The 20,989-nt window shown below is 72.7% G+C and carries 16 protein-coding genes and 1 pseudogene; 13 read left to right on the plus strand and 4 right to left on the minus strand.

Features of this window, described 5'->3' with window-relative positions; translation table 11 throughout:
- Window positions 1-256 precede the first annotated feature (256 nt).
- From SSQG_RS11790 to SSQG_RS11820, 7 genes are all read left to right on the plus strand, one after another.
- The gene (locus SSQG_RS11790; RefSeq protein ID WP_003989983.1) at window positions 257-868 is read left to right on the plus strand and encodes a hypothetical protein; all 612 of its coding nucleotides are present in this window, start codon (window positions 257-259) and stop codon (window positions 866-868) included.
- Complete coding sequence (locus SSQG_RS11795; RefSeq protein ID WP_052310265.1) at window positions 865-2,094, plus strand: DUF6545 domain-containing protein; 1,230 nt, start codon at window positions 865-867, stop codon at window positions 2,092-2,094. The genes SSQG_RS11790 and SSQG_RS11795 overlap by 4 nt, the downstream gene beginning before the upstream one ends.
- A 717-nt stretch (window positions 2,095-2,811) precedes the next feature.
- Window positions 2,812-3,402, plus strand: a complete 591-nt coding sequence (locus SSQG_RS11800) for a hypothetical protein (protein WP_003989985.1) — start codon at window positions 2,812-2,814, stop codon at window positions 3,400-3,402.
- 132 nt (window positions 3,403-3,534) lie between these two features.
- Window positions 3,535-4,035 carry a hypothetical protein gene (locus SSQG_RS11805; protein ID WP_039932445.1) on the plus strand — a complete coding sequence of 167 codons (501 nt, stop codon included), beginning with the start codon at window positions 3,535-3,537 and terminating at the stop codon, window positions 4,033-4,035.
- A complete protein-coding gene (locus SSQG_RS11810) occupies window positions 4,032-5,156 on the plus strand; it encodes an MAB_1171c family putative transporter (RefSeq protein WP_003989987.1) in 1,125 nt (374 codons plus the stop codon). The genes SSQG_RS11805 and SSQG_RS11810 overlap by 4 nt, the downstream gene beginning before the upstream one ends.
- A gap of 68 nt (window positions 5,157-5,224) precedes the next feature.
- Window positions 5,225-6,382: an MAB_1171c family putative transporter gene (locus SSQG_RS11815; RefSeq protein WP_039934985.1), complete on the plus strand. Its 1,158-nt coding sequence runs from the start codon at window positions 5,225-5,227 to the stop codon at window positions 6,380-6,382.
- Window positions 6,383-6,594: 212 nt separating this feature from the next.
- Window positions 6,595-7,995, plus strand: coding sequence for an NAD(P)/FAD-dependent oxidoreductase (locus SSQG_RS11820; protein WP_086025082.1), 1,401 nt, complete (start codon window positions 6,595-6,597; stop codon window positions 7,993-7,995).
- 96 nt (window positions 7,996-8,091) lie between these two features.
- Here the strand turns inward: SSQG_RS11820 and SSQG_RS11825 are convergent, their stop codons facing one another.
- The 4 genes from SSQG_RS11825 to SSQG_RS41775 all read right to left on the minus strand — a co-directional run bounded on the left by SSQG_RS11825 (window position 8,092) and on the right by SSQG_RS41775 (window position 11,282).
- Window positions 8,092-8,961 carry an SMP-30/gluconolactonase/LRE family protein gene (locus SSQG_RS11825; protein ID WP_003989990.1) on the minus strand — a complete coding sequence of 290 codons (870 nt, stop codon included), beginning with the start codon at window positions 8,959-8,961 and terminating at the stop codon, window positions 8,092-8,094.
- Complete coding sequence (locus tag SSQG_RS11830; protein WP_003989991.1) at window positions 8,958-9,731, minus strand: IclR family transcriptional regulator; 774 nt, start codon at window positions 9,729-9,731, stop codon at window positions 8,958-8,960. Before SSQG_RS11830 ends, SSQG_RS11825 begins: the two co-directional genes overlap by 4 nt.
- Before the next feature lie 150 nt (window positions 9,732-9,881).
- Complete coding sequence (locus SSQG_RS11835; RefSeq protein WP_003989992.1) at window positions 9,882-11,126, minus strand: helix-turn-helix domain-containing protein; 1,245 nt, start codon at window positions 11,124-11,126, stop codon at window positions 9,882-9,884.
- A gap of 3 nt (window positions 11,127-11,129) precedes the next feature.
- A complete protein-coding gene (locus SSQG_RS41775; RefSeq protein ID WP_167545784.1) occupies window positions 11,130-11,282 on the minus strand; it encodes a hypothetical protein in 153 nt (50 codons plus the stop codon).
- Between the two features lie 215 nt (window positions 11,283-11,497).
- On the opposite strand from SSQG_RS41775, the gene SSQG_RS11840 reads away from it, so the two are divergent.
- From SSQG_RS11840 to SSQG_RS39040, 6 genes and pseudogenes are all read left to right on the plus strand, one after another.
- Entirely contained in the window at window positions 11,498-12,493 is a 996-nt protein-coding gene (locus SSQG_RS11840) for a DUF3068 domain-containing protein (protein WP_003989994.1), read from the plus strand.
- 218 nt (window positions 12,494-12,711) lie between these two features.
- Window positions 12,712-13,863 (plus strand): glycosyltransferase family 4 protein, encoded by a 1,152-nt coding sequence (locus SSQG_RS11845; protein WP_003989995.1) that lies wholly within the window; start codon window positions 12,712-12,714, stop codon window positions 13,861-13,863.
- 56 nt (window positions 13,864-13,919) lie between these two features.
- Window positions 13,920-14,645: a class I SAM-dependent methyltransferase gene (locus SSQG_RS11850; RefSeq protein ID WP_003989996.1), complete on the plus strand. Its 726-nt coding sequence runs from the start codon at window positions 13,920-13,922 to the stop codon at window positions 14,643-14,645.
- Complete coding sequence (locus SSQG_RS11855) at window positions 14,642-18,775, plus strand: alpha-(1->3)-arabinofuranosyltransferase (protein ID WP_039932447.1); 4,134 nt, start codon at window positions 14,642-14,644, stop codon at window positions 18,773-18,775. The genes SSQG_RS11850 and SSQG_RS11855 overlap by 4 nt, the downstream gene beginning before the upstream one ends.
- The gene (locus SSQG_RS11860; RefSeq protein WP_003989998.1) at window positions 18,772-20,214 is read left to right on the plus strand and encodes a hypothetical protein; all 1,443 of its coding nucleotides are present in this window, start codon (window positions 18,772-18,774) and stop codon (window positions 20,212-20,214) included. The genes SSQG_RS11855 and SSQG_RS11860 overlap by 4 nt, the downstream gene beginning before the upstream one ends.
- A pseudogene (locus SSQG_RS39040) lies at window positions 20,211-20,986 on the plus strand (methyltransferase domain-containing protein). The gene SSQG_RS11860 and the pseudogene SSQG_RS39040 overlap by 4 nt, the downstream one beginning before the upstream one ends.
- The last annotated feature ends 3 nt before the right edge of the window (window positions 20,987-20,989 follow it).

Raw genomic sequence — 20,989 nt, forward strand, 5'->3', positions numbered from 1 at the left:
AGAAGAAGGGCGTCACTGCCCTGCCCTTACTGTCGTTGTTCGGTATATCGGAAGGCGCTCGTTACTTCGAACGGGACCGTAAGTTCGAAGGGCTTGCGCGTCAATGGGTGCCCCGGAACTTTGCGCACGTCTTTCGCGCGGAATCAGTCGTTCCTCGTTGAACCACGGGCACCTGAATCGCCTGACGCGAACAGTTTCGGGCGCGTAGTCTCGGACCCGCTGTCAAGCCGTCGGCCGGTGGTGAGAAGGGGGAGCGATGGACATCGCGGGCGCGCGGAGCAGAGCCGCCCGAGTCGCCGCCGCGTTTCGGCGTTCACGCAGCGGCTCCGCCATGCGCGGCCTGGCCGCCGAGCTCGCCGCCGCGGTCCGGGCGAGAGGGCAGGCCCCGGCCGACGTGCCGGCGCTGTGCCGGCTGCTGTGCGAGGAGATGAGCGCGCGGCGGGGCGGGCGTCGCGTCGAGCTGCGTTTTGAACGCTTTCCCGACGAGATCGAGGTGACCGGGCTGTGGGTCGAGTTCCAGGACTTCGACCTCGTCATCGTCGAGGAACGGGCCGAGGCGGTGCAGCAGCTGGTCATCCTCGGGCATGAGCTGTGGCATCTGCACGCGGGGCACGCCCATCACCACCTGGTGGGGACGGCGGCGGCCCACGCGTTCGCCGACCGGCCGGGGTGGGAGGACATCGCCCTGACGGTGGCCGCGCGGCACGGCTCACGGGAGCGGGACGAGGCCGAGGCCGACGACTTCGGGCACCGGCTGGCCGCGGTCTGCCGTCCGCTGCTGCCGGGCGGGCGCGGGCCGGACGTACCCCTCGCTCCGGTGCAGCGGTCGCTGGGCTACCGGGGGCCACGAGGAGGTGCGGCACCGTGACGACGGTGGCGCTGACGCCGGTCGAGTTCGTCAACCAGTTCTATCCGAACTTCTGGTGGATTCCCGCCGGGATCCTGGCCGCGGCCCTGGCCATCAAGCTGCCGAGCATCATCCGGCTGTGGAAGGACCCGCTGCTGCGCGCGGTCGGCGGGTTGCTGCTACTGGCCTGCGCGGTGTTCGTGTTCGTGGCGCCGTCGACGATCGCCCGGGTCAACCGGCTGACGGGCGTGGCGAACTTCTCGGGGCCCTGGGTCTACTCGCTGCTCACCGCGTTCTGTGCCTCCTGTCTGCTGCTGATCATCACCTGGCGCAACGGGCTGTCCGACCGTTCGGACCGCACGCGTCGCGCCATGCTCGGGGTCGTGGCGGTCTACTCGTGCGTGATCGTCGCGATGTGGGTGCTGTTCGCGCTCGCGGACGTGCCGGTGGAGCGGCTGCGGGATCTGGACACGTACTACGCCAACACCCCGTACATGCGCGAGATGATCGTGCTGTACCTGCTCGCGCACACCGTGGCCGCGCTGGTCACCAACGGGCTGATCTGGAACTGGATCCGCACCGACGGGCTGGACTCCCTGCTGCGCTGGGGGCTGAAGTTCCTGGGCGCCGGATACGCGTCCCAGTTGTTCTTCGACGCCGCCAAACTCACCGCCGTGGCGGCCCGTTGGTCCGGCCGGGACCTGGACTGGCTGAGCACGGCCGTGGCGCCGCCGCTCGCCTGTCTGTCCGCCGTGCTGATCGCGGTGGGCTTCATCCTTCCGCACGCCGGGCAGTACCTGCACGGCCGGCTGCACGTCCGGCTGGCCCACCACGAGCTGCGGCCGCTGTACCTGCTCATGAGGACGGTCAACGGCGGCGGTGTCCCCTTCCTGCTGCGCGCCAGTCCGGAGCTGCGGCTGGTCCGCCGGGAGACGTTCATCCGCGACGTCCTGCTCCCGCTCGCCCGGTTCGTCGACGAGGACCGGCGCGCACGGTTCCACGACGCCGCCGTCGCCCTCGGGCACCCACCGGACCGGGCGAAGACACTCGCCGCGACGGCGGCGATCCTGGACGCGATCGACACCAGAACCCGGACGCCTGAGGACGAGGGCGCGGGCGCCCGCGACACCACGGAGCTCCTGCGCGAGATCGGAGCCGTGTCCCGCGCCCTGCGCCACCCGGAGGACCTCCGCGCCATCCGCACCCACCCGGAACCCCACCCTGACGGCCACTCGCTCACGAGTTGACGGCGCGTTTCGTCGCGGTCGGCGTCACTGGCCGTCGCGGGCGCCCTGGCCGGCGTCGCGCCGGACCGGCCCGGGACTGGCCACGCAGGAAGTCGGCGTGGTGGGGGGCGGGGCGCTGCTGGCCGGGGCTGTGCGGCGGGGCAACAGAGGCCGCCCGGCAGCCGGGTGGCGGGCGCCCGCGCCTCGCCGGCGTGGCCCCCGCGGTGTGCGCTCGGTCCACGGGGCCCCTCAATGTGCGGGCGCCCCGCGGACATGCTCGCCGCAGCCCGATCCTGCAACGACCGTTTCGCAGCTCCGGCGCGGTCGCCTCATGACCCGGCCGGCCGCACGGGAACCAGCCCGGGACACGCCGATGTCCCCCACGGGGCCCCGGGCGCTGCTCCCCCGTAGGCAGCGCCCAGGACGCCCTGGGTCGGCCGAGGTGGCCTCGTGTGACGCGAACCGGCAGTGCTCGCGTCCCCCCGTGGAGGGTGGCCTCGACCTCGTACGGCCGCGAGAAGAGGCGGGTGCACGGCCGGACGTCGGGAGCCGCAGGCCGCTGAAGCGGAATGCAGCTCTCAGTGACGCGATCATTGCCCGCAGCGACAGCAGCTGTCAACTATTGCTGCGTAAAACAGCAGCTTTTGCTGCTGTGCTGCTGGCCGCCGACCGGACGACCCGATACTCTCCCTCAGTCACGGATCGGCGGCCGCGCCCAGGGAGAACAGGGAGAACTCGGTGAGAGACGCCCACGCTTCCCTTGCCGAACTGCGCGCGCGCATCGAGGAGCTGACCGGCCGGCCGGGCCGGCTGTCCGAGGTGCTGGACGTGGCAGCCCTGTCGTACCGCACCGGCATTCCCGCCGAGACCGTCACCGCCCTCCTGGAGGGCCGGCGCCTGCCCGAGACGAGCCTCGGCGACCGGGTCCGGCAGCGGCTCGACTTCGTGCGCGAGACCCGCCGCCGCCCCGACGGCAAGCGGTACTCGCTGGACGAGCTGGCCCGGATCGCCGGCACGAGCAGACAGTGGCTGAGCGAGTGGCGCCGCAGCGGACTGCCCAGCCTGGAACACGCCGACCGGCTCCGCCGCCACTTCGACCTGCCCGCCGGTTTCTTCACCGAGGACGAGGCGGAGGCCCTGCACGGCGCGCTCCAGCCGGTGCTGGGGGAACTGGAGGCGAAGGCGGACCCGTTGGCCCCGCTGCGCACCCCCGGCTTCTACCGGCTGGCCAGACGCGCCCCGCACATGTCGCCGCGCAAGCTCCAGGCGCTGGCCGAATGGGCCGAGATGATCACGGAGCGGAACTCGGCGGACGAGGACGGCCTCTGAGCACCTGACACCCGCGCTCCGCCGTCCGGTTTCGGCCATCCCTGGTCGACCGGCCCCGTGGGAGGTGGCTGAAGCGGCGCGGGAGTTGGCATATTGCACAGCGTCGAACGTCCAGCAGCCACGGGGAGAACCGTGCGAACGAACAGGGAGATGCGTCGCCTCGCGGACGCCCTCATCGGGCCCGTCCGCGTACCCGTCCCCGCTGACCCCGAGGCCCTGTTCCGCGCGGTCGTCGACTCGGCCGTCCAGTGGCGCGGGCGCCCGATCGTCGTCCACCGGGAGATCTTCCCGCCACACACCGCGAGCGGGCTGTGGCTGGAGCGCGAGACCCATGACGACGTCATCGTCGACAAGCGGGCCGCCGTGTGGCACCAGATCGTGATCTTCTGCCACGAGGTGTGGCACATGCACCAGCTGCGGGAGAGCACGGCCGGACGCCGGGCCGCCGCCCGCTCCGACTTCACCCTGGCCGACGAACAGGAGGCCGACCGCTTCGGCATGCTGATGGGCCGTCGGCTGCGCACCTGGCTGGACGCCTCCTCGGACTCCGTGTACGCCACCGGTGAGGGCGCCGACCAGGACATCGCCGGCCGTATCGGGGCCGCCCTCAACTACCGCGGGACCAGGAGATGAGCGGTCTGATCGGCTACTCCAGCTGCGCGGTGCTCTGGCTCGGCCTGGTGGTGAAGGCCCCGGACCTGCTCCGGCACCGGCGCGATCCCTATCTGCGGGCCATCTGCGCGGTGCTGGGGCTGGCCGGCCTGTGCTTCTTCCTCGGCTCGCCGCCCACGATCGGCGCCGTCAACCGCCTCAGCGGCATCCCCAACCTGGCGGCGCCGCTGACGTACGCGGCGATCACCGCGTACAGCGCCGCCTCCCAGATCCTGGTCGCCCTGTGGCGGGGCGGACCGGGCGCGCAACGCACCGCACGGCGCTGGGTGCTCGCCTACTGCGGTGTGGTCCTGGGCATCGCGACGCTGTTCGCACTGGGCGAGGCCCCGGTGGAGCGCCGCACGGACCTGGACACGTACTACGCGGACACGCCGTATCTGCGCGAGATGATCGTGCTGTACCTGACCGGACACCTCACCGCCATCACCGTCACCGCCGTCTCGGCGCTGCGCTGGGCCCGGGAGGTGCGCGGCTGGCTGCGCGCGGGACTGCTCACGCTGGGCGTCGGCGCCGTGTGCGCCGCCGGGTTCAGCGTCACCAAGCTCGTCGCCGTGGCCGCCCGCTGGTCCGGCCGCGACTGGTCACTCCTCGGCTCCGAGATCGCCATGTCGGTGGCCGGCCTGGGCGCCCTGCTGACGGCGACGGGCGTCCTGATCCCGCTGGCCGGCCCCCGGCTGACCGAGTGGCGGCGGGCCTGGCGGACGTACGTACGCCTCGCGCCCCTGGAGCGCGAGCTCGACGACGTCCTCGCCCGCCGCGCCCTGCGCCTGCCGCGTCCCCGCTGGTCCTCCCCCGCCACCCGGCTGGTCTGGCGCCGGACGAGCATCCACAACGCCCTCAGCCATCTGGACGCCTACGCCGACCGGGAGTTGTACGACGAGACACTCGAAGCCGCACTGCGGACGACGGGCGACGCGGAGCGGGCCACGGCGACGGCCTGGGCGGCGGTGATCGCGACGGCGGCCCGGGGCACGGCCACGCTCCCCGCCTCGCCCCGGCGGCCCGCGCAGGCCCGTGAGTCGGAGTGGTTCCAGGAGCGGTCGCCCGGTCCGGATGCGCTGATGCGATCGGGAACGCACTGAGACCTCACCGCTCGTGCGCAGTGGCCGCCGCCGGGCCGCGGCTTTGCGACCGAACGGAGCTCCCCGGTATGAGTCTCGTCGTCTATCTGGCGGCCGGGGTGCTGGCCCTGTCCGCCGCCGTGCTGTTCCGGCGACCGCGTACGACCGCCGGGAAGCCGTCGGCCCCGCACAACCCGCTGACCGCGTCCACCTGCGCGGCGATCGTGCTCGGCGCGGTGGTGTTCCTCTGCTCGGCGCCGATGACGCTGGCCGCCGTCAACGACCTCACCGGCATCCCGAACTTCGGCGCCCCGCTGACCTACGGCCTGCTCTCCGCGTACAGCTGCTCGCTGCTGATCCTGCTGATCAACTGGCGGGGCGGGCCTTCCGACCGGGTGCGCGGGCTGATCCTGCGCAGCATCGCGGCGTACGTCCCGCTGATCGTGGCGATCGTGTTGCTGTTCTCGCTGGCGGACGCGCGGGTGGAGCGGCTGACCGACCTCGACACGTACTACGCGAACACGCCGGGCATGCGCGAGATGATCGTGCTCTACCTGCTGGGGCACACCGCGGCCACCGTGGCGATGTCCGTGGTGTGCGTGCGGTGGGGGCGGGAGGTCACCGGCCTGCTCAGGACCGGGCTGCGGCTGATCTTCGTGGGTGCGGTGCTGGACCTGGTGGGGTTCCAGCTGGCCAAGTACACGGCCGTGGTGGCGCGTTGGACGGGCCACGACCTGGACTTCCTGTCGACCGGGGTCGCCCCGCCGATGGCCGCGCTGGCGGCGCTGACCTGTTCCGCCGGCTTCGTGCTGCCGAGGCTGCTGCCGGCGGCCGTCGGGCACTGGCGGGGGCTGCGCGACTACCGCAGGCTGGACCCGCTGTGGCACCGGGTCGGGTTCGTGTCGACGGCGCCCAAGCCGCCCGCGTCCTGGTGGCAGTTGCCCGAGGAGCGCCTGCACTGGCGCGAAGTCGCCATCCACGACGCCCTGCTGGCGCTGGCTCCGTACTTCGACGACCGGGTGCGCGAGCGGGCGTTGTCGGCCGCTCTGGGCGACGGCCACTCCGCGCACCAGGCGCGGGTCACCTCGGAGGCGGCCATGCTCGCCGCCGCGGCGCACCGTGCGGCCGCGCGGGAGGAGCCGCTGCGCACGCCGAGCACCTATCGCCTGCACGCCATGGAGGGGTCCGGCGCGGGCGGCCTGGTGGAGCTGGCGCAGGCGCTGCGCGTACCGCGGCAAGGGTCTTGAGAGTGCTTGCACCGGGGGGTTGTCGGCGCGGTGCGTGAAGGTACGGTGAGAGCCTTCCGGGGCTGGAGCCATGTGGCTCGATGCCGGTGCTGACGGACGGTCCCGTGCGGTTTCGTGCGGTCCCGTGCGGTGCCGTGCGGTGCGGCCGTGGCCGAAAGTCGAGGAATGCCTTCATGGCGGGGGAGCCTTCATGGCTGAGTGCGAGGAGTCGCATGTCGCGTAGAGCTGTCGTCATCGGTGCGGGGCTGGCCGGCATGCTGGCCGCGGCGGCCCTGTCCGCCGTCGCGGACGAGGTGGTCGTGCTCGACCGCGACGATCTGCCCGACGGGCCCGAGCACCGCAAGGGCCTCCCGCAGGGACGTCACGCGCATCTCCTCATGGCCGGCGGCCTGGCCGCGATGGAGGAGCTGGTGCCGGGGGTGAGCATGCGCAAGCATCTGCTCGCCGCCGGGGCGCACGAGATACCCCTCGGTTCGGGCATGGTGGCCCTCACGCCCGAGGGGTGGTTGCGGCGCTGGCGTCATCCCGGTCCGCGGATGCTGACGTGCACGCGGGCGCTGCTCGACTGGGCGGTGCGGTCGGCGGTGCTGGACAACACGCGGGTGGTGATCCGCAAGGCGCAGGTGCGGGACCTGACGGGGTCCCGGCAGCGGGTCACCGGGGTGCGTCTGTCGAGCGCTGCCGGTGACGAGGAACTCGCCGCCGACTTCGTGGTGGACGCGAGCGGACGTGGCTCACGGATCGTCACATGGCTGGCGGGGCTGGGCATCGACAGCGTGCGTGAGAAGACGGTGGACGCCGGCCTGGTGAACGCCACCCGCCTCTACCGCACTCCCGAGGGCGCCGAACGCTTCCCGCTGACCATGGTGCAGGCCGATCCGTACCAGGGCCGGCCCGGGCGCAGCGGCATGGTGCTGCCCATCGAGGGCGACCGCTGGATGGTGAGCCTCGCCGGCACCCGCGGCGGCGGTGAGCCGCCCTCAGACCCGGACGCCTTCCTCCAGTACACCCTGGACCTGCCCGATCCCATCGTGGGCCGGCTGATCTCCGGTGCGCAGCCGCTCACCGACGTCCACGTCAGCCGCAGCACCAGCAACCACCGGCGGTTCCTGGAGAGGATCCGCCCCTGGCCCGAACGCCTCGTCGTCCTCGGCGACGCGCTGGCCACGTTCAACCCGGCGTACGGGCAGGGCATGTCGGTGGCCGCGCTGGGCGCCCGGGAGCTGGACCGCGAGCTGCGGCTGGCGGGCCTCGAAGGGCCCGGGCTGGCCCGGCGCGTGCAGCGGCGGGCCGCCAGGCCGGTGCAGGCGGCGTGGACGATGGCGGTGAGCCAGGACGTCTGGTTCCCCGGGACGCGTGGGGGCTCGCCCGGGGCGGCCGACCGTCTGGTCACCGCCTACACGCGCCGCATGATCCGCACGGCGACCGGCTCGTACACGGCGGCGTCGGCGCTGTGGGACGTGATGAGCATGACGACGGGGCCGACGCGGCTGCTGAGGCCCTCGACGGTGCTGGCGACGCTGAGCGGGCCGCCGTTGCCGGCGGCGGTGGGGGCGCCGTTGACGGAGGAGGAGGCGGGGATTCTGCGCGGGCTGGACCGCACGGGACGCTGAACCGCACGGGACGCTGAACCGAGACAGGACGCTGAGACGGGGGGCGCGCCGGTGCCCGTGCCCGCCCCGTCCTCGCGTGCTGTCGCTGTCGCCTTCTCAGCCGGCGAACGCGGGCTGGGCCAGTCCCTTGCCCGCGCCGGGCACGACCAGCAGCGACCCCGAGAGCGGCGGCGGTGCCGCCAGGCCGACGCGGGCCGTCGTGATGTAGAGGTCGGTCAGGTCGGGGCCGGCGAAGGCGCAGGCCGTCACGCGGGGCACCGGGAGCGGGATGACCCGGTCCAGCTCGCCGTCCGGCGTGTAGCGGCGTACCGCGGCGCCCTCCCACAGGGCCACCCACACACAGCCCTCCGCGTCGACGGTGAGGCCGTCGGGGAATCCGGCGCCGTCCTCGATCTCGGCGAGGGTCCGCCGCCCCGACACCTGTCCGTCCGCGAAGTCGAAGACGTCGATGCGGCGGGTGGGCGAGTCGATGTAGTACATCAGCCGGCCGTCCGGGCTCCAGCCCGTGCCGTTGCTCACCGCCACGTCGTCGAGGATCACCTCGACCGAGCCGTCCCCTCCGATCCGGGACAGGGTGCCGCCGCCCGGTGCCTCGTCGTAGCGCATGGTGCCGGCCCAGAGCGTGCCGTCGGGGGCGATGGCGGCGTCGTTGGCGCGGCGGCCGGGGACGGGCTCGTGGTGCAGCCACCGGAAGCCGCCGTCGCGATCGCCGTCGGAATCGCCGTCGAGGAGGCCGATCCCGTCGCGCAGGTTCAGCACCAGTCCGCCGCCGGCGCGGGGCTTGACCGCGCCCACGTGCTGTTCGGTGCGGCGGACCGTGCGACGCCCGGTGGCCGGGTCGTAGGTGTGCACGCGGGAGCCGAGGATGTCGATCCAGAGGAGCCGGCCGGTGGCCGCGTCCCAGGTGGGGCCCTCGCCGAGCTCGGCCTCGGCCCGCACGGCGACCTCGTACGACGTCGTCGTCATGCCACACTCCGGTGGCCGAGGTGCTCGGACAGCTCGGCGGCGCCCTTCGCGGCGAGCTGCTCCAGCTCGGCGAGGCGCTCCTCGCTCCAGCGGATCATGGGCACGGAGATGGACAGGGCGGCGACGACCTGCCCGGTGCGGTCGCGGACCGGCGCGGCCACGCAACTCACGTCCGGGTTGGATTCGCGGCTCTCCACGGCGACGCCCCGCTGCCGGATCTCCGCCAGGGTCTCGCGCAGGGCGCCCGGGTCGGTGATGCTGTTGGGGGTCATCGCGACCAGCTCGGCGCCGTCGGGGATCCGCGCGGCGAGCTCCTGCTCGGGAAGGGAGGCCAGCAGCATCTTGCCGACGGAGGTGCAGTGGGCGGGCAGCCTGCGCCCGGCCGCCGACACCATCCGCACGGCGTGCGTGGAGTCGACCTTGGCGATGTAGATGACGTCCGTGTCCTCCAGGATCGCCACGTGCACCGTCTCATCGCAGGTCTCGGCGACCGACCGGGCGACCTGCTGCCCCTCGGCGGCGAGGTCGAGCTGCTCGGCGTAACGGGCGCCGAGCTGGTACGGGCGTACGCCGAGCCGGTAGCGTCCCGGCTGGCCGGGCACCGGGACGATGTACTTCCGGGCGGCGAGCGTGGTCACCAGCTCGTGCACGGTCGTGCGCGGCAGCTGGAGCTTGCGCACGATATCGGGGGCGGACAGCGTCCCGTCCCCGTCGAGAAAGAGCTCGAGAATGTCGAGAGCCCGGGTCACGGCTGGTACAAGGCGTCCCACGACCGGCCCCCCTCCCTATGTGTCTCAGGCGCCTGTGTTCGAGATATCAACAGGCGATCGGCATGACGAACACAGGCTAGCCATAGAGGTTTGCCCGGGCAATGGGCAGAGGCGCCGATCACGGCCCCAGAGCGAAATCGCCGGTCCGGGTCAGCGGCGTCCCCGCGCGGCTCCCAGCTCCCCCCGCAGTCGCTGTGCCCTCAGTACCAGTTCCAGTTCGAAGCGGCGGTCGGGGTCGTCGATCTCGTCGCCCCAGAGTTCTCGGATCTGGCGGAGGCGGTAGCGGACCGTCTGGGGGTGGACGCCGAGGCGGGTGGCGACCTCGGGGGCTCCGCCGCGGGTTTCCAGCCAGGCCAGGAGGGTCTCGGCGAGGCGGCGGCCGTGGGTGGGGCCGCAGTGGGTCAGGGGGGCGAGGCAGCGCAGGGCCAGGTCGTCGATCAGTTCCTCGGGCTGGAGAAGGACCAGGGCCTCGGTGTGTTCGGTGCAGTGGAGGACCTCGCCCGAGGGGAGCAGGTCGCGTTCCATGAGGCGTACCGCGGCCTCGGCCCAGCGCAGGGACTTCGCCGCGTCGATGAGCGGGACGGGCGGGCCGATCGCGCCGGACCAGCCGGCCAGGGCGCGGTGCAGGAGCTCGGGGCGGCCCTTGGCGTCCGGCTCGGGCACCACCATGCGGGGCTGCTCGTACTCCATGTCGAGCAGGACGCCCTGCCCGACCGCGGGGGCCATGGCCTCCCGGGCGGGGCGGAGCAGGACGCCGACCGCGACCTTGGACGGCAGGGGCCAGCCGATCCGGGCGGCCCGTTCGGTCAGGGCCTCGGAGGGGTCGCCGCGGTGGTGCTCGGCCAGGAGGAGTTCCATCAGGCGGCGCTGGAGGCGCAGGCGTTCCCCGGCCTGGCGGGCCGCGGCCTCGGCGTAGCCGCGTACGGACTGGTCGACCAGGCCGTCCAGGTACTCGTAGCCCGCGTCGACGAGTTCGTACATCGCCGGGGGCGGGATCTCCACGCGCTGGCCGATGTCGGCGAGACGGCGCCAGGCAAGGCGTACTCCCATGCGGTAGATGGCCTGGAGGGAGTCGAGCGAGCGGCCGTTCAGGCCCTCGCCGCGGCCGAAGTCCTGGAAGACGCCGGGCGGGACGGTGGGCCGCCCCTCCGAGTGCTCCAGGTGCTGCACGAAGACCTCGATGGCGCGGCGGATGCCGACGAGGGCCATCGGTTCGCCGGAGTCGTCGACGACGAAGGGCAGATGGGGGTACTCGCGCTGGATCTCGCCGAGGATCTCCTCGGCGAGCGCGGGTGCCTCGGCCATGGCGATCGCGGCGAACCGGCGCACCTGGAAGCGCGGTACGTCGTGCCAGGCCGAGCGCGGGGTGACGGTTCCGGTGCGGGCGGCCGTCATCCGTCAACTCCCCTGCCCGGTCCGCTCGTACGTGATCAGGGGCGTGTTCGGCTGCTCGGGCGTGGCTTCGAGCAGTGCGACGACGCCCAGCGCGGCACCCACGGCGAGCGCGGCGGCGAGCGCGACGGTCAGCGTGGCAGCGAGCAGTCTCGACATAGCAGGGTCAGCCTCTCTGTCCGGATCCGTCCGGAGATCGTCCGGAGGTCGTCCCCACCCCGGCACCCCGTCCCTGCCTGTCGCGCCCAGTCTCAACAAGCATTGACACTCCGTCAAGAGCGGCCTACGGTTCCCGGCCCAACCGCACGCGCTCTGTCCCACGCCGTGCCGGTCTTCTCGTACGTCGAGCCGTCCCAAGCCACTGGAGTGCCCGGATGCGCCGTACAACCTCTCCGTTTTCCCTGGTCCTGCTGGGTCTCGGCACGTTCCTGCTGGTGCTGGCCCCCCTGCTCGCCTGGTACGTGGAACCGCGTGCCGCGGTGAACCCGATCGACATCGACACGACCGCCGTCTACACCGGCAAGGGCAGCGTCTTCGACACTGACCGGATCGAGACGGTGCCCGACCGGAAGATCACCGTGACCCAGCGGGTGCGGGGCAACGTCGAGGACAGCGAACGCAGCGGCAAGACCGTCTGGGACGTGACGACCACCGTCGACACGGACAAGTCACTGCCGGCCGCCGACCCGCACGACGCACTGGAGTTCATACCGCACCGCTGGGTGATGGACCGGAAGACCACCCGGCCGGCGCACTGCTGCGGGGAGAAGCCGTACATCGAGGGCGAGGCCTATCTGAAGTTCCCCTTCGACGTGCGCAAACGCTCGTACCAGTGGTGGGACAACTCCCTCGGCGACACCATCGTGCTGCGCTACCGGGGCACCGAGAAGGTCCAGGGCTACACGGGCTACCGGTTCACCGGGTCGGTGCCGCCGACCAGGACGGGTACGCGGATGGTGCCGGGCAGCATCGTCGACCAGCCGAAGCGGCCGCAGGTGCTGGCCGAGGAGTGGTACTCCAACCACGGTTTCGAGCTGGTCGTCGACCAGGCCACCGGCCGGGTGCTCTACGCGCAGACCGGGCCGAGGCGCACCCTGCGGGCGCCGGGCGGCAAGAAGGACGCGGCGGTGCTGCTGGACAGCCGGAAGATCTCCTTCACGACTGAGACGCAGAAGGAAGCGGTACGGCAGGCCGAGCGGGACAGCGGCCAACTGCGCCTGATCGGCGTGACGTTGCCGATCGGGGCGGCGGTGGCCGGGTTCGTGCTCGCGGTACTGGGCGGCGTTCTGGTGGCGCGTGGGCGGAAGGAGCCGGAGCAGCCCACTCCGTCCGAAACGCCCGATACGCCCCAGCCCACCCTCACGATGTGACACAACGTCAGCTCCAACAAAGCCCGAAATTGTCACGCCGGTGAGTAGCCGTGGAGAACGTCCGGGCGAAAACTGTCCAACCCCACCCGAGCACAACCCGTCCACACTCCCCTCCCAGGAAGATCCCAGGCCCCCCACAGGCCGACTTCCCCGCGACGACCCCACCCCCCACGTTTCCCCACGCTGAGTTCCGCACCCCGAGACGAGTTGGAGCACCCATGCCCCAGCACGTACCGTCCTCGCTGCATGCCACGCTCCCCAGCGTGCCGCAGCACCCCCCGGCGCTCCCCCCACATCCGCGCCGGATCGTCTTCCTCGCTCATCGCGATCTGGACAACCCGTCCGCCGGCGGCTCCGAGCTGCTGGTCGACAAGCTCGCCGACGGCCTGACCCGCCTGGGCCACCAGGTGACCCTGCTGTGCGGGGGCCCCGCGGCCTTCCGCGACTACCGGGTCGTGTCGGCGGGCGGCCCGTACGGCCACTACCTGCGCGCCCGGTCCACCTTCGCCCGCCAGGTCGGTGACTGCGATCTGCTGGTCGAGGTGTGCAACGGCATGCCGTACCTGGCGCCGCTGTGGCACCACGGGCCCACGCTGTGCCTGGTCAACCATGTCCATACGGACCTGTGGTCGATGCGCTTCGGCGGGCCGCTGGCCCCGGCCGCGCGGATCGGCCGAAGACTCGAACACTGGGCACTCACCGGGGCGCGGCAGCGCGGCCTGCTGGTCGCCGTGTCGTCCTCGACGGCCCATGCGCTGCGGGAGATCGGGGTCGAGCGGGAGCGGATCCGGGTCGTGCACAACGGGGTCGAGGAGCCGGGGCCGAGGGCCGACCGGTCGCCGGAACCCTTGTTCGTCGCGGTCGGGCGACTCGTCGAGTACAAGCGGATCGATCTGCTGCTGCGGTTGTGGGAGCGGGTGCGGCCGGTGACCGGCGGGCGGCTGGTGATCGTCGGGGACGGGCCGGAGCGGGAGCGTCTGGAGCAACTCGCCGGTCCCGGTGTGGAGTTCACCGGATACGTGACGGAGGCCGAGAAGCACCGGCTGCTGTGTGCCGCCTGGTTGCTGCTGCACCCCTCCGCCGTGGAGGGGTGGGGGCTGGTCGTCACGGAGGCGGCGGCTCGGGAGACACCGAGTGTGGCCTTCGACGTGCCCGGGCTGAAGGACTCCGTGGTGGACGGTGAGACCGGAGTTCTCGCCCGGGGTGAGTCCTCGTTCGCCGCGGCGTGGTGTGCGCTGACCTTGGCCGGGCGGCGGCGGGAGTTGATGGGGAAGGTGGCCCGGGAGCGGGCGGCACAGTTTCGGTGGGATCGGACTGTGCGGCAGTTCAGGGTTGTTGCCACGGAGGCGGTGAGGGGCTGGGGGCCGTGAGGCGGCTTGCGGTCCGTCGTGGCTGGTCGCGCAGTTCCCCGCGCCCCTCAACTACGTTGAAGAATCCCTCGTTTCGAAGATCTCTTGCCCTGTTTCGTGCCTTCCTCCACGAACAGGACGAGCCCGAATCCTGTTACTCGCTGCTCGCCCGCGACGCCGCCGACCAGGTCGAGGCCTACGGCGGTCCTGTCGCCGGCGCTACCGTCCTGGACGTAGGCGGCGGTAGTGGGTACTTCACCGCGGAGTTCCGGCGGCGCGGTGCCCATGCCTTTCTGTTCGAGCCGGACATGGCCGAGTTGGGCGAGAAGCCGCCTGACGGCACAGTCGTCGCCGACGGGTATCTGCTGCCGCTCCGGGACGGCATCGCGGACGTCACCTTCTCCTCCAACGTGCTGGAGCACGTGGCCGATCCGGAGACGTTCCTCAGTGAGCTGGTCCGGGTGACCCGGCCGGGCGGGCTGATCTACGTGTCGTTCACCAACTGGCTGTCGCCGTGGGGCGGGCACGAGTGGGCCCCGTGGCACTACTTCGGCGCCGAGCGGGCCCGGGCCCGTTATGCGCGGCGGACCGGCAGGCCCGCCAAGCACACGCTCGGCGAGAACCTGTTCGCGGTGCACATCGGCTCCACCCTGCGGCAGGTGCGGGCCCGGGGCGACGTCACGGTCGTCTCGGCGCGCTCCCGCTACTGGCCGTTCCTCGCGGAGGCCGTCGTCAAAGCGCCCGGGATCCGCGAGTTCGCCACCTGGAACCTCCTCCTCATCCTGCGGCGGTGTCCTTCATGACAACCACGGTCCAGGCTCCTCCACCGGCAGCCGTCCCCAGCACCGCCACCGCGTCGGGGCCGCCCGAGGGCCCCCGGTCGCGGCGCTGGCTGCTGGGTTTCTGGGCCGTGGTGTTCGTGCTGTTCCTGGCGGTGCGACCGGGGCGGCAGACCTTCGACACCAAGCTGGGTGTCACGGTCGATCCGGGACAGTTCCTCGCCGATCTCGGGCAGTTGTGGCACGACCGGGCCGGGTTCGGCGGGATCCAGGACCAGTACGTCGGCTATCTGTGGCCGATGCTGCCGTTCTACTGGCTGTGCGATCTCGTACGGCTGCCGGTGTGGCTGGCGGAGCGGCTGTGGCTGTCGGTCGTGGTGTCCGTCGCCTTCTGGGGTGCGCTGCGGCTGGCCGAGCGGCTGCGGGTGGGGAGCGGGGCTTCCCGGCTGCTGGGGGCCGTCGCGTATGCGCTGTGGCCGGTGTTCACGACCGTCATCGGCTCGACGTCGGCCGCGGCGCTGCCCGGGGCGTTCCTGCCGTGGGTGCTGCTGCCGCTGACGAACGAGCGGTACACCGCCCGGGTGGCCGCCCTGCGGTCGGCGCTGCTCGTGCCGTTCATGGGCGGGGTGAACGCGTCCGCGACCCTGGCGTCCCTGCTGCCCGTCGGGCTGTACCTGCTGTCCAGACCGCCCGGGCCGCGGCAGCGCAAGCTGATCGCCTGGTGGGCCCCGGCCGTGATCGTGGTGACGGCCTGGTGGTGGGTGCCGCTGCTGCTGCTCGGCGTCTACGGCGAGAACTTCCTGCCCTACATCGAGACTTCGCAGACGACCACGGACACCATGTCGGCGGCCGAGGCGCTGCGCGGCGCCGGGAACTGGGTCGCCTATCTGCACTTCGGTGAGGCGTGGCTGCCCGCCGGGTGGGCCGTGGCCTCGTCGATCGTGGTGATCGTGTGCTCGGCGCTCGCGGCCGGGCTGGGGCTCGCGGGGCTCGCCCGGCGGGACATGCCCGAGCGGCGGTGGCTCGTGCTGACCGTGCTGGTGACGGCGCTGGTGCTGCTCGCCGGGTACGGCGGGGCGTTCGGGGCGCCGTTCCACGCAGTGATGCAGGGCTGGCTGGACGGGTGGCTGTCGCCGTTCCGCAACATCTACAAGTTCCAGACGGGACTCGCCCTGGCGCTCATGCTGGGCCTGGCGCATCTGCTGGGTGTGGCGGCCGAGGCGCGCGGTGCCCGGCCGGTGCGCGGGCGGCGTTTCGCCCCGCTGGTCGCGGCCGTGCTGATCCTGCCGGGGCTGCTGTGGCCGTACCTCAACGGCTCGATCCTCAATCCGGGTTCGTTCCGGAAGCTGCCCACCTACTGGCAGGCCACCGCCGACTGGCTGGAGAAGTACTCGCCCGACTCGCGCGCCCTGGTCGTCCCGGCCACCGCGCACGGCATGTACACCTGGGGCTCGCCGATCGACCAGCCGCTCGACGTGCTCGCGGAGTCCCGCTGGGCGCAGCGCGACTACGTGCCGTTCGGCACGCCGGGCAACCGGCGCGCGATGGACGCGGTCGAGCAGGCGCTGATGACCGGGAGCGAAGTGCCGGGACTCGCCGACTACTTGAGCCGGGCGGGGCTGTACTACGTCGTCGTACGCAACGATCTCGATCCGGACCAGATCGGGGCCGTGCCGACCACGACCGTGAAGCGCACGCTGGAACAGTCGGGGTACGAGCGGGTGACGGGGCTGGGGCCGGTGATGACCGGCGGGCGGATCGCGCAGGACGCCCCGCTCCAGGTCGAGGGACTGTACGCGCGGCAGCGGGCGGTGGAGATCTACCGGCCGACCGGGGACGACGTGCTGCGTCCCGGGCAGGCGGGGCTGCTGCCGGTCTCCGACACGGCCGTGGTGTCCGGCGGCCCGGAGGCGCTGCTGCCGCTGGCGTCCCGGCTGCGCGGGCGGCCGGCCGTCCTGACCGGGGACAACCACCCGGGACTCGGCACTGAGGCCGTGCAGGTGCTGGGCGACGGGATGCGGCGCGCCGACACCCGGTTCGGCCTGGTCAACGCCAACACGTCGTACACGTACACGCGCGACGAGCGCAACGCGCCCGACGCCCAGCAGGACCCGGGTGAGAAGCCACGGCAGATCCTGCCCGCCGAGGGCGCCGACCACCAGACGGTGGCCGAACTGCGCGGCGCCCGCTCGGTGACGGCGTCCTCGTACGGCAACTGGCTCTTCCACCTGCCGCAGTTCGACCCGGTGAACGCCTTCGACGGCAACCCGGACACGGCCTGGACGGAGGGCGCGCCGGACACGCCGGACGGGCAGTGGCTGCGCATCGGCTTCACCGGCTCCTACACCATGCCGTCCTCCTTCGAGGTCACGCCGTTGCCGCAGGAGAGCGTGCGGGCGGCGGCGACGAAGGTGCGGGTCGAGACGGAGAAGGGCACGCGGACGAGCTTCCTCCAGCCGAACGGCATGACACAGCGGATCAAGGCCCCCGAGGGCGCCACGCGGTGGATGAGGCTGACGATCGTGGACTCGGTCGAGCGGCGGGCCGGTCTCACGGGAGCGGGCTTCTCCGAGATCGGCCTGCCGGACGTGCGGGTGACCCGGCTGCTGCGGCTCCCGACGGACGCGGACGACGCGGCACCGGCCGCCACGGTCGTCTCCCTGCACCGGGCGTCCGACCCGACCGGCCTCTCCGCGACCGGCACCGAGGCCGGCCTGCACCGCCGCTTCACGACACCGGCCGGCGGGACGTACGAGGTGACGGCGAGCGCGGTGCCGGTGCCGGGTGGGGAACTCGACCGGCTGCTGTACGAGGTCGCGCCGGAGCAGCAGTCGCGGATCGTCGCGACGGCCGACTCCACGGCGAGCCTCGGCGCGGGCCTGGCGGCGCGCAACCTCACCGACGGCGACCTGACGACGGCGTGGATCGCGGGCGACCGGCCGACGATCCACCTGAGCTGGGAGGGCAAGCAGCCGGTCGGCGAACTGGTGCTGGCACCGGCCGGGGGGCTGTCCACCCGCGCGTCCGAGGTGCACATCAGCTCCCCGGACGGCGCGGCCATCGCCGGTGTCGACGAGAACGGCTGGGTCCGCTTCCCGCCGATCACCACGGACCGGCTCGACGTCACGATCACCGGGGCCGCCCCGCTGACCCTGCACAACCCGGTCGCCGACGAGGATCTGCGCCTCCCGGTGGGTCTGACGGAGGCGTACCTCCCGGCCCTCGACCAGTACCGCACCCCGCAGCCGGACGGCACCCGGAAGTTCTCCCTGCCGTGCGGCAAGGGCCCCGACGTGGCGCTGGACGGCGAGCTCTACCAGACGGGCGCGAAGGGGACGGTCCGGGACCTCGTGGAACGGCGTTCCATCGAGCTGACGCTGTGCCAGCAGGGGCGGGACGACGCCGAGGTGGAGCTCGGGTCGGGCGAGCACCGGCTGGAGGGCGGTGACGCGGGTCCGCTCGCGCTGACGGACGTGACGCTGACTCGCGGGACGGTCCCGGAGGCCGCCGCGGCCGGGCGCGAGCTGCGGGTGCGGGACTGGCTGGGCGACCGGCGCGAGGTGACGGTCGGCTCGGGCGCGGCCTCGTACCTGACGACCTACGAGAACCACAACGACGGCTGGAAGGCCACGCTGAACGGCAAGGAGCTCGCTCCGCTGCGGCTGGACGGCTGGCAGCAGGGCTGGCGGATCCCCGCCGGGGCGGGCGGCACGGTCAAGCTGTCGTACGAGCCGGCCACGACCTACGACGCCGGTCTGATCGGCGGCGGCGCCGGCATCGCGGTGCTGCTGGGGCTGGCCCTGTGGCGCCGCCGGGCCCCCAACCCCGACGCCCCGCAACCGGCTCCGCCGCTGCCCGGCCTGTGGCTCGGGACGGTGGCGCTGACGCTGGTCGCAGTGGTGATCGCGGGCTGGTTCGCGCTGCTGGTCCCGGCCCTGGCGCTGCTCGCGGCCAGGCGGCACACGCTGCTGGTGCCGATCGCGTTCGTGGCCCTGGCGGGTGCGGGGATCGCGGCGGCGACCGGGGCCGGTGAGCCGGTGGGCGCGGGTGACGGCGCGTTCGGCCACGTGGCTCAACTGCTCGCGTTGATCGGCCTGTTCGCGGGCCTGGTGAGCCTGCGCGAGCCCGCCCCGGAGAGGACCGACCCCGCATGACGTCTCCGACCCGCATCCCGTTCCCGGTGGTGGACGAGGTCTCCCGGCACTGCCTCCAGGAGGAGGAACCGGAAACGGTCCACATCGAGGTCCACCTCCCGGGCACTCTCGACGAGCCCCGCCTCCGCAAGGCGTTCACGGAGGCCCTGCACCGGCATCCGCGGATTCTCATGCGGGAGGCCAGGGGGCCGTGGTACCGACGCCGCTACGAGTGGGAGCTGACGGGGGAGCCGGACACGGAGGCGATCACCTTCACACCGGCAGGCCCGCGTGCGTTGCAGGACGCCAGAACGCGAGCCCTGGCAGAGGCCCCGCCCCTGTCGATGTCCCCACCGATACGCCTGGAGGTAGTCGCCCCAGCTGCGGGCAGTCGTGCCGCTGGGGCGATGGGGGTCCCCCCTGCTCATGGGGGTCCCCCCTGTTCGAGCGCAGCCGAGAACTTGGGGGAGAAGCCGAGAGCTTGGGGGAGGGTGGGCGCAGCCGCACCCCGCTCCGCCGGGTTGCGCAACGCACCGCCCCCAGCACCAACACCCAGCACCACCCAAGGCACAGTCCTAGTCCTCACCATCAACCACACCGCCCTCGACGGCCCAGCCTGCCTCCGCGTCCTGGCAACGGCCGCGGAGCTCTACGGCGGCACTGACAACTCCCCCACCGCACCCCCCACCCGTACACCCCAAGCCCCCCAGGAAGCCAAGGACATCCCGACCAGCTGGTCGCCCCCCGCCCGAGTCGCACAAGGCACACCGGAACCCTCCCCCGGCAACGGCCTGCTCGTCACCGAGCTCCCTCTCCCCCACCGCCCGAAGGGCTCCCCCTACACCGTCAACGACCAGCTCATGGTCACCACGGCCCTGACCGTCGCCCACTGGAACCGGGAACACGGCATCCGCCCCCGCCGCCCGCTGCGCATCACCATGCCCGTGGACGACCGCCCGCGCGACGCCTCGATGCCCATCGGCAACGGCACCCGCCTCGTCGAAGTGCCCTTCCTGCCGACCGAGTTGGACGTCACCGACATGCCCGCCCTGATCCGCCGCACCGCGGAGCGGACCCGCGCCCTGAAGTCCCTGCCCCGCCCGCAGCTGGGCCACGGCGCCGCTCTCCTCACCGCCCCCTGGGCCCCCGTCGCCGCCCGCGCCGCCCTCACCCGCACCCTGCGCAGGGCGGCAGCCCCCTGGACGTCGACGACCCTGCTCAGCAACATCGGCCGCATTCCGTACCCCTTGGACTTCGGCGCGGAAGCGGGCCGCGCGCACGCGGTGTGGTTCTCGGCCCCGGCCCGGATGCCGCGCGGCCTCACCGTCACCACCGCCTCCACGGCCGGCCGCCTCCACCTGGCCCTGCGCTGGTCCCGGTCCCTGCTCAGCCACGGCGACGGCGCCCATCTCCGGGACCTCTTCGAGCACTACCTGCACACCACGGAGGTGACCCCGTGACGACGACGCCCACGACACCGTCGACACCGACGACGGCCTCCACCACCGCGCCCCCGCCCCGCGACCTGCGCGACTTCTACGAGAACCCGGCCGTGCCGGTCGCCTCCGGCACCCCGCGCAGCATCCGCCAGGCCCGCATGCTGGCCCGGGCCCTCGGCCCGGCCGCCGACGGCACCCGCACCGTCGTCGACGTCGGCTGCGGCGACGGCACCGCCGCCGCCACCGCCGCGCCCCTCCTCCCCGGCCATCGCGTCATCGGCGTCGACTGGTCCCAGGACGCCCTCAGACGCGCCCGCACCCGCGTCCCGTACGCGGTGCGCGGTGAACTCACCGGCGGCGGGCTGCCGTTCGCCGACGGGTCGGCCGACGCCGTGCTGTTCAGCGAGGTGATCGAGCACCTCGTCGATCCGGACGCCGCGCTGGACGAGATCCGCCGGATCCTGCGGCCCGGCGGGCATCTGATGCTGTCCACGCCGAACCTGGCCGCCTGGTACAACCGCGCCCTGCTGCTCGCCGGTGTGCAGCCGGTCTTCTCGGAGGTCAGCCTGCGCGGCATCCACGGCCGCCCGGGCAAGGAGGTCGTGGGACACCTGCGCCTCTACACCGCCCGCGCGCTCAGGGAGTTCGTCGCCGCGTCCGGGTTCGAGGTCGTACGGCTCGAAGGCGCCCCCTTCCACGGCGTACCGCGCCCGCTGCGCCCCCTGGACCGGCTGGGCCTGTGTCCGGGCCGCGGCTCGCGTCGATCCTGCTGCTGCACGCCAGGAGGACGTAGCTC

The sequence above is a fragment of the Streptomyces viridochromogenes DSM 40736 genome (assembly GCF_000158955.1).
Classification (GTDB): Bacteria; Actinomycetota; Actinomycetes; order Streptomycetales; family Streptomycetaceae; genus Streptomyces; species Streptomyces venetus.

Bases quoted from the DNA above. Each gene is read 5' to 3' on its own strand.
- SSQG_RS11790 (WP_003989983.1), top strand. From the start codon at position 257: ATGGACATCGCGGGCGCGCGGAGCAGAGCCGCCCGAGTCGCCGCCGCG.
- SSQG_RS11810 (WP_003989987.1), top strand. From the start codon at position 4,032: ATGAGCGGTCTGATCGGCTACTCCAGCTGCGCGGTGCTCTGGCTCGGC.
- SSQG_RS11815 (WP_039934985.1), top strand. From the start codon at position 5,225: ATGAGTCTCGTCGTCTATCTGGCGGCCGGGGTGCTGGCCCTGTCCGCC.
- SSQG_RS11820 (WP_086025082.1), top strand. From the start codon at position 6,595: ATGTCGCGTAGAGCTGTCGTCATCGGTGCGGGGCTGGCCGGCATGCTG.
- SSQG_RS11825 (WP_003989990.1), bottom strand. From the start codon at position 8,961: ATGACGACGACGTCGTACGAGGTCGCCGTGCGGGCCGAGGCCGAGCTC.
- SSQG_RS11835 (WP_003989992.1), bottom strand. From the start codon at position 11,126: ATGACGGCCGCCCGCACCGGAACCGTCACCCCGCGCTCGGCCTGGCAC.
- SSQG_RS41775 (WP_167545784.1), bottom strand. From the start codon at position 11,282: ATGTCGAGACTGCTCGCTGCCACGCTGACCGTCGCGCTCGCCGCCGCG.
- SSQG_RS11840 (WP_003989994.1), top strand. From the start codon at position 11,498: ATGCGCCGTACAACCTCTCCGTTTTCCCTGGTCCTGCTGGGTCTCGGC.
- SSQG_RS11845 (WP_003989995.1), top strand. From the start codon at position 12,712: ATGCCCCAGCACGTACCGTCCTCGCTGCATGCCACGCTCCCCAGCGTG.
- SSQG_RS11855 (WP_039932447.1), top strand. From the start codon at position 14,642: ATGACAACCACGGTCCAGGCTCCTCCACCGGCAGCCGTCCCCAGCACC.
- SSQG_RS11860 (WP_003989998.1), top strand. From the start codon at position 18,772: ATGACGTCTCCGACCCGCATCCCGTTCCCGGTGGTGGACGAGGTCTCC.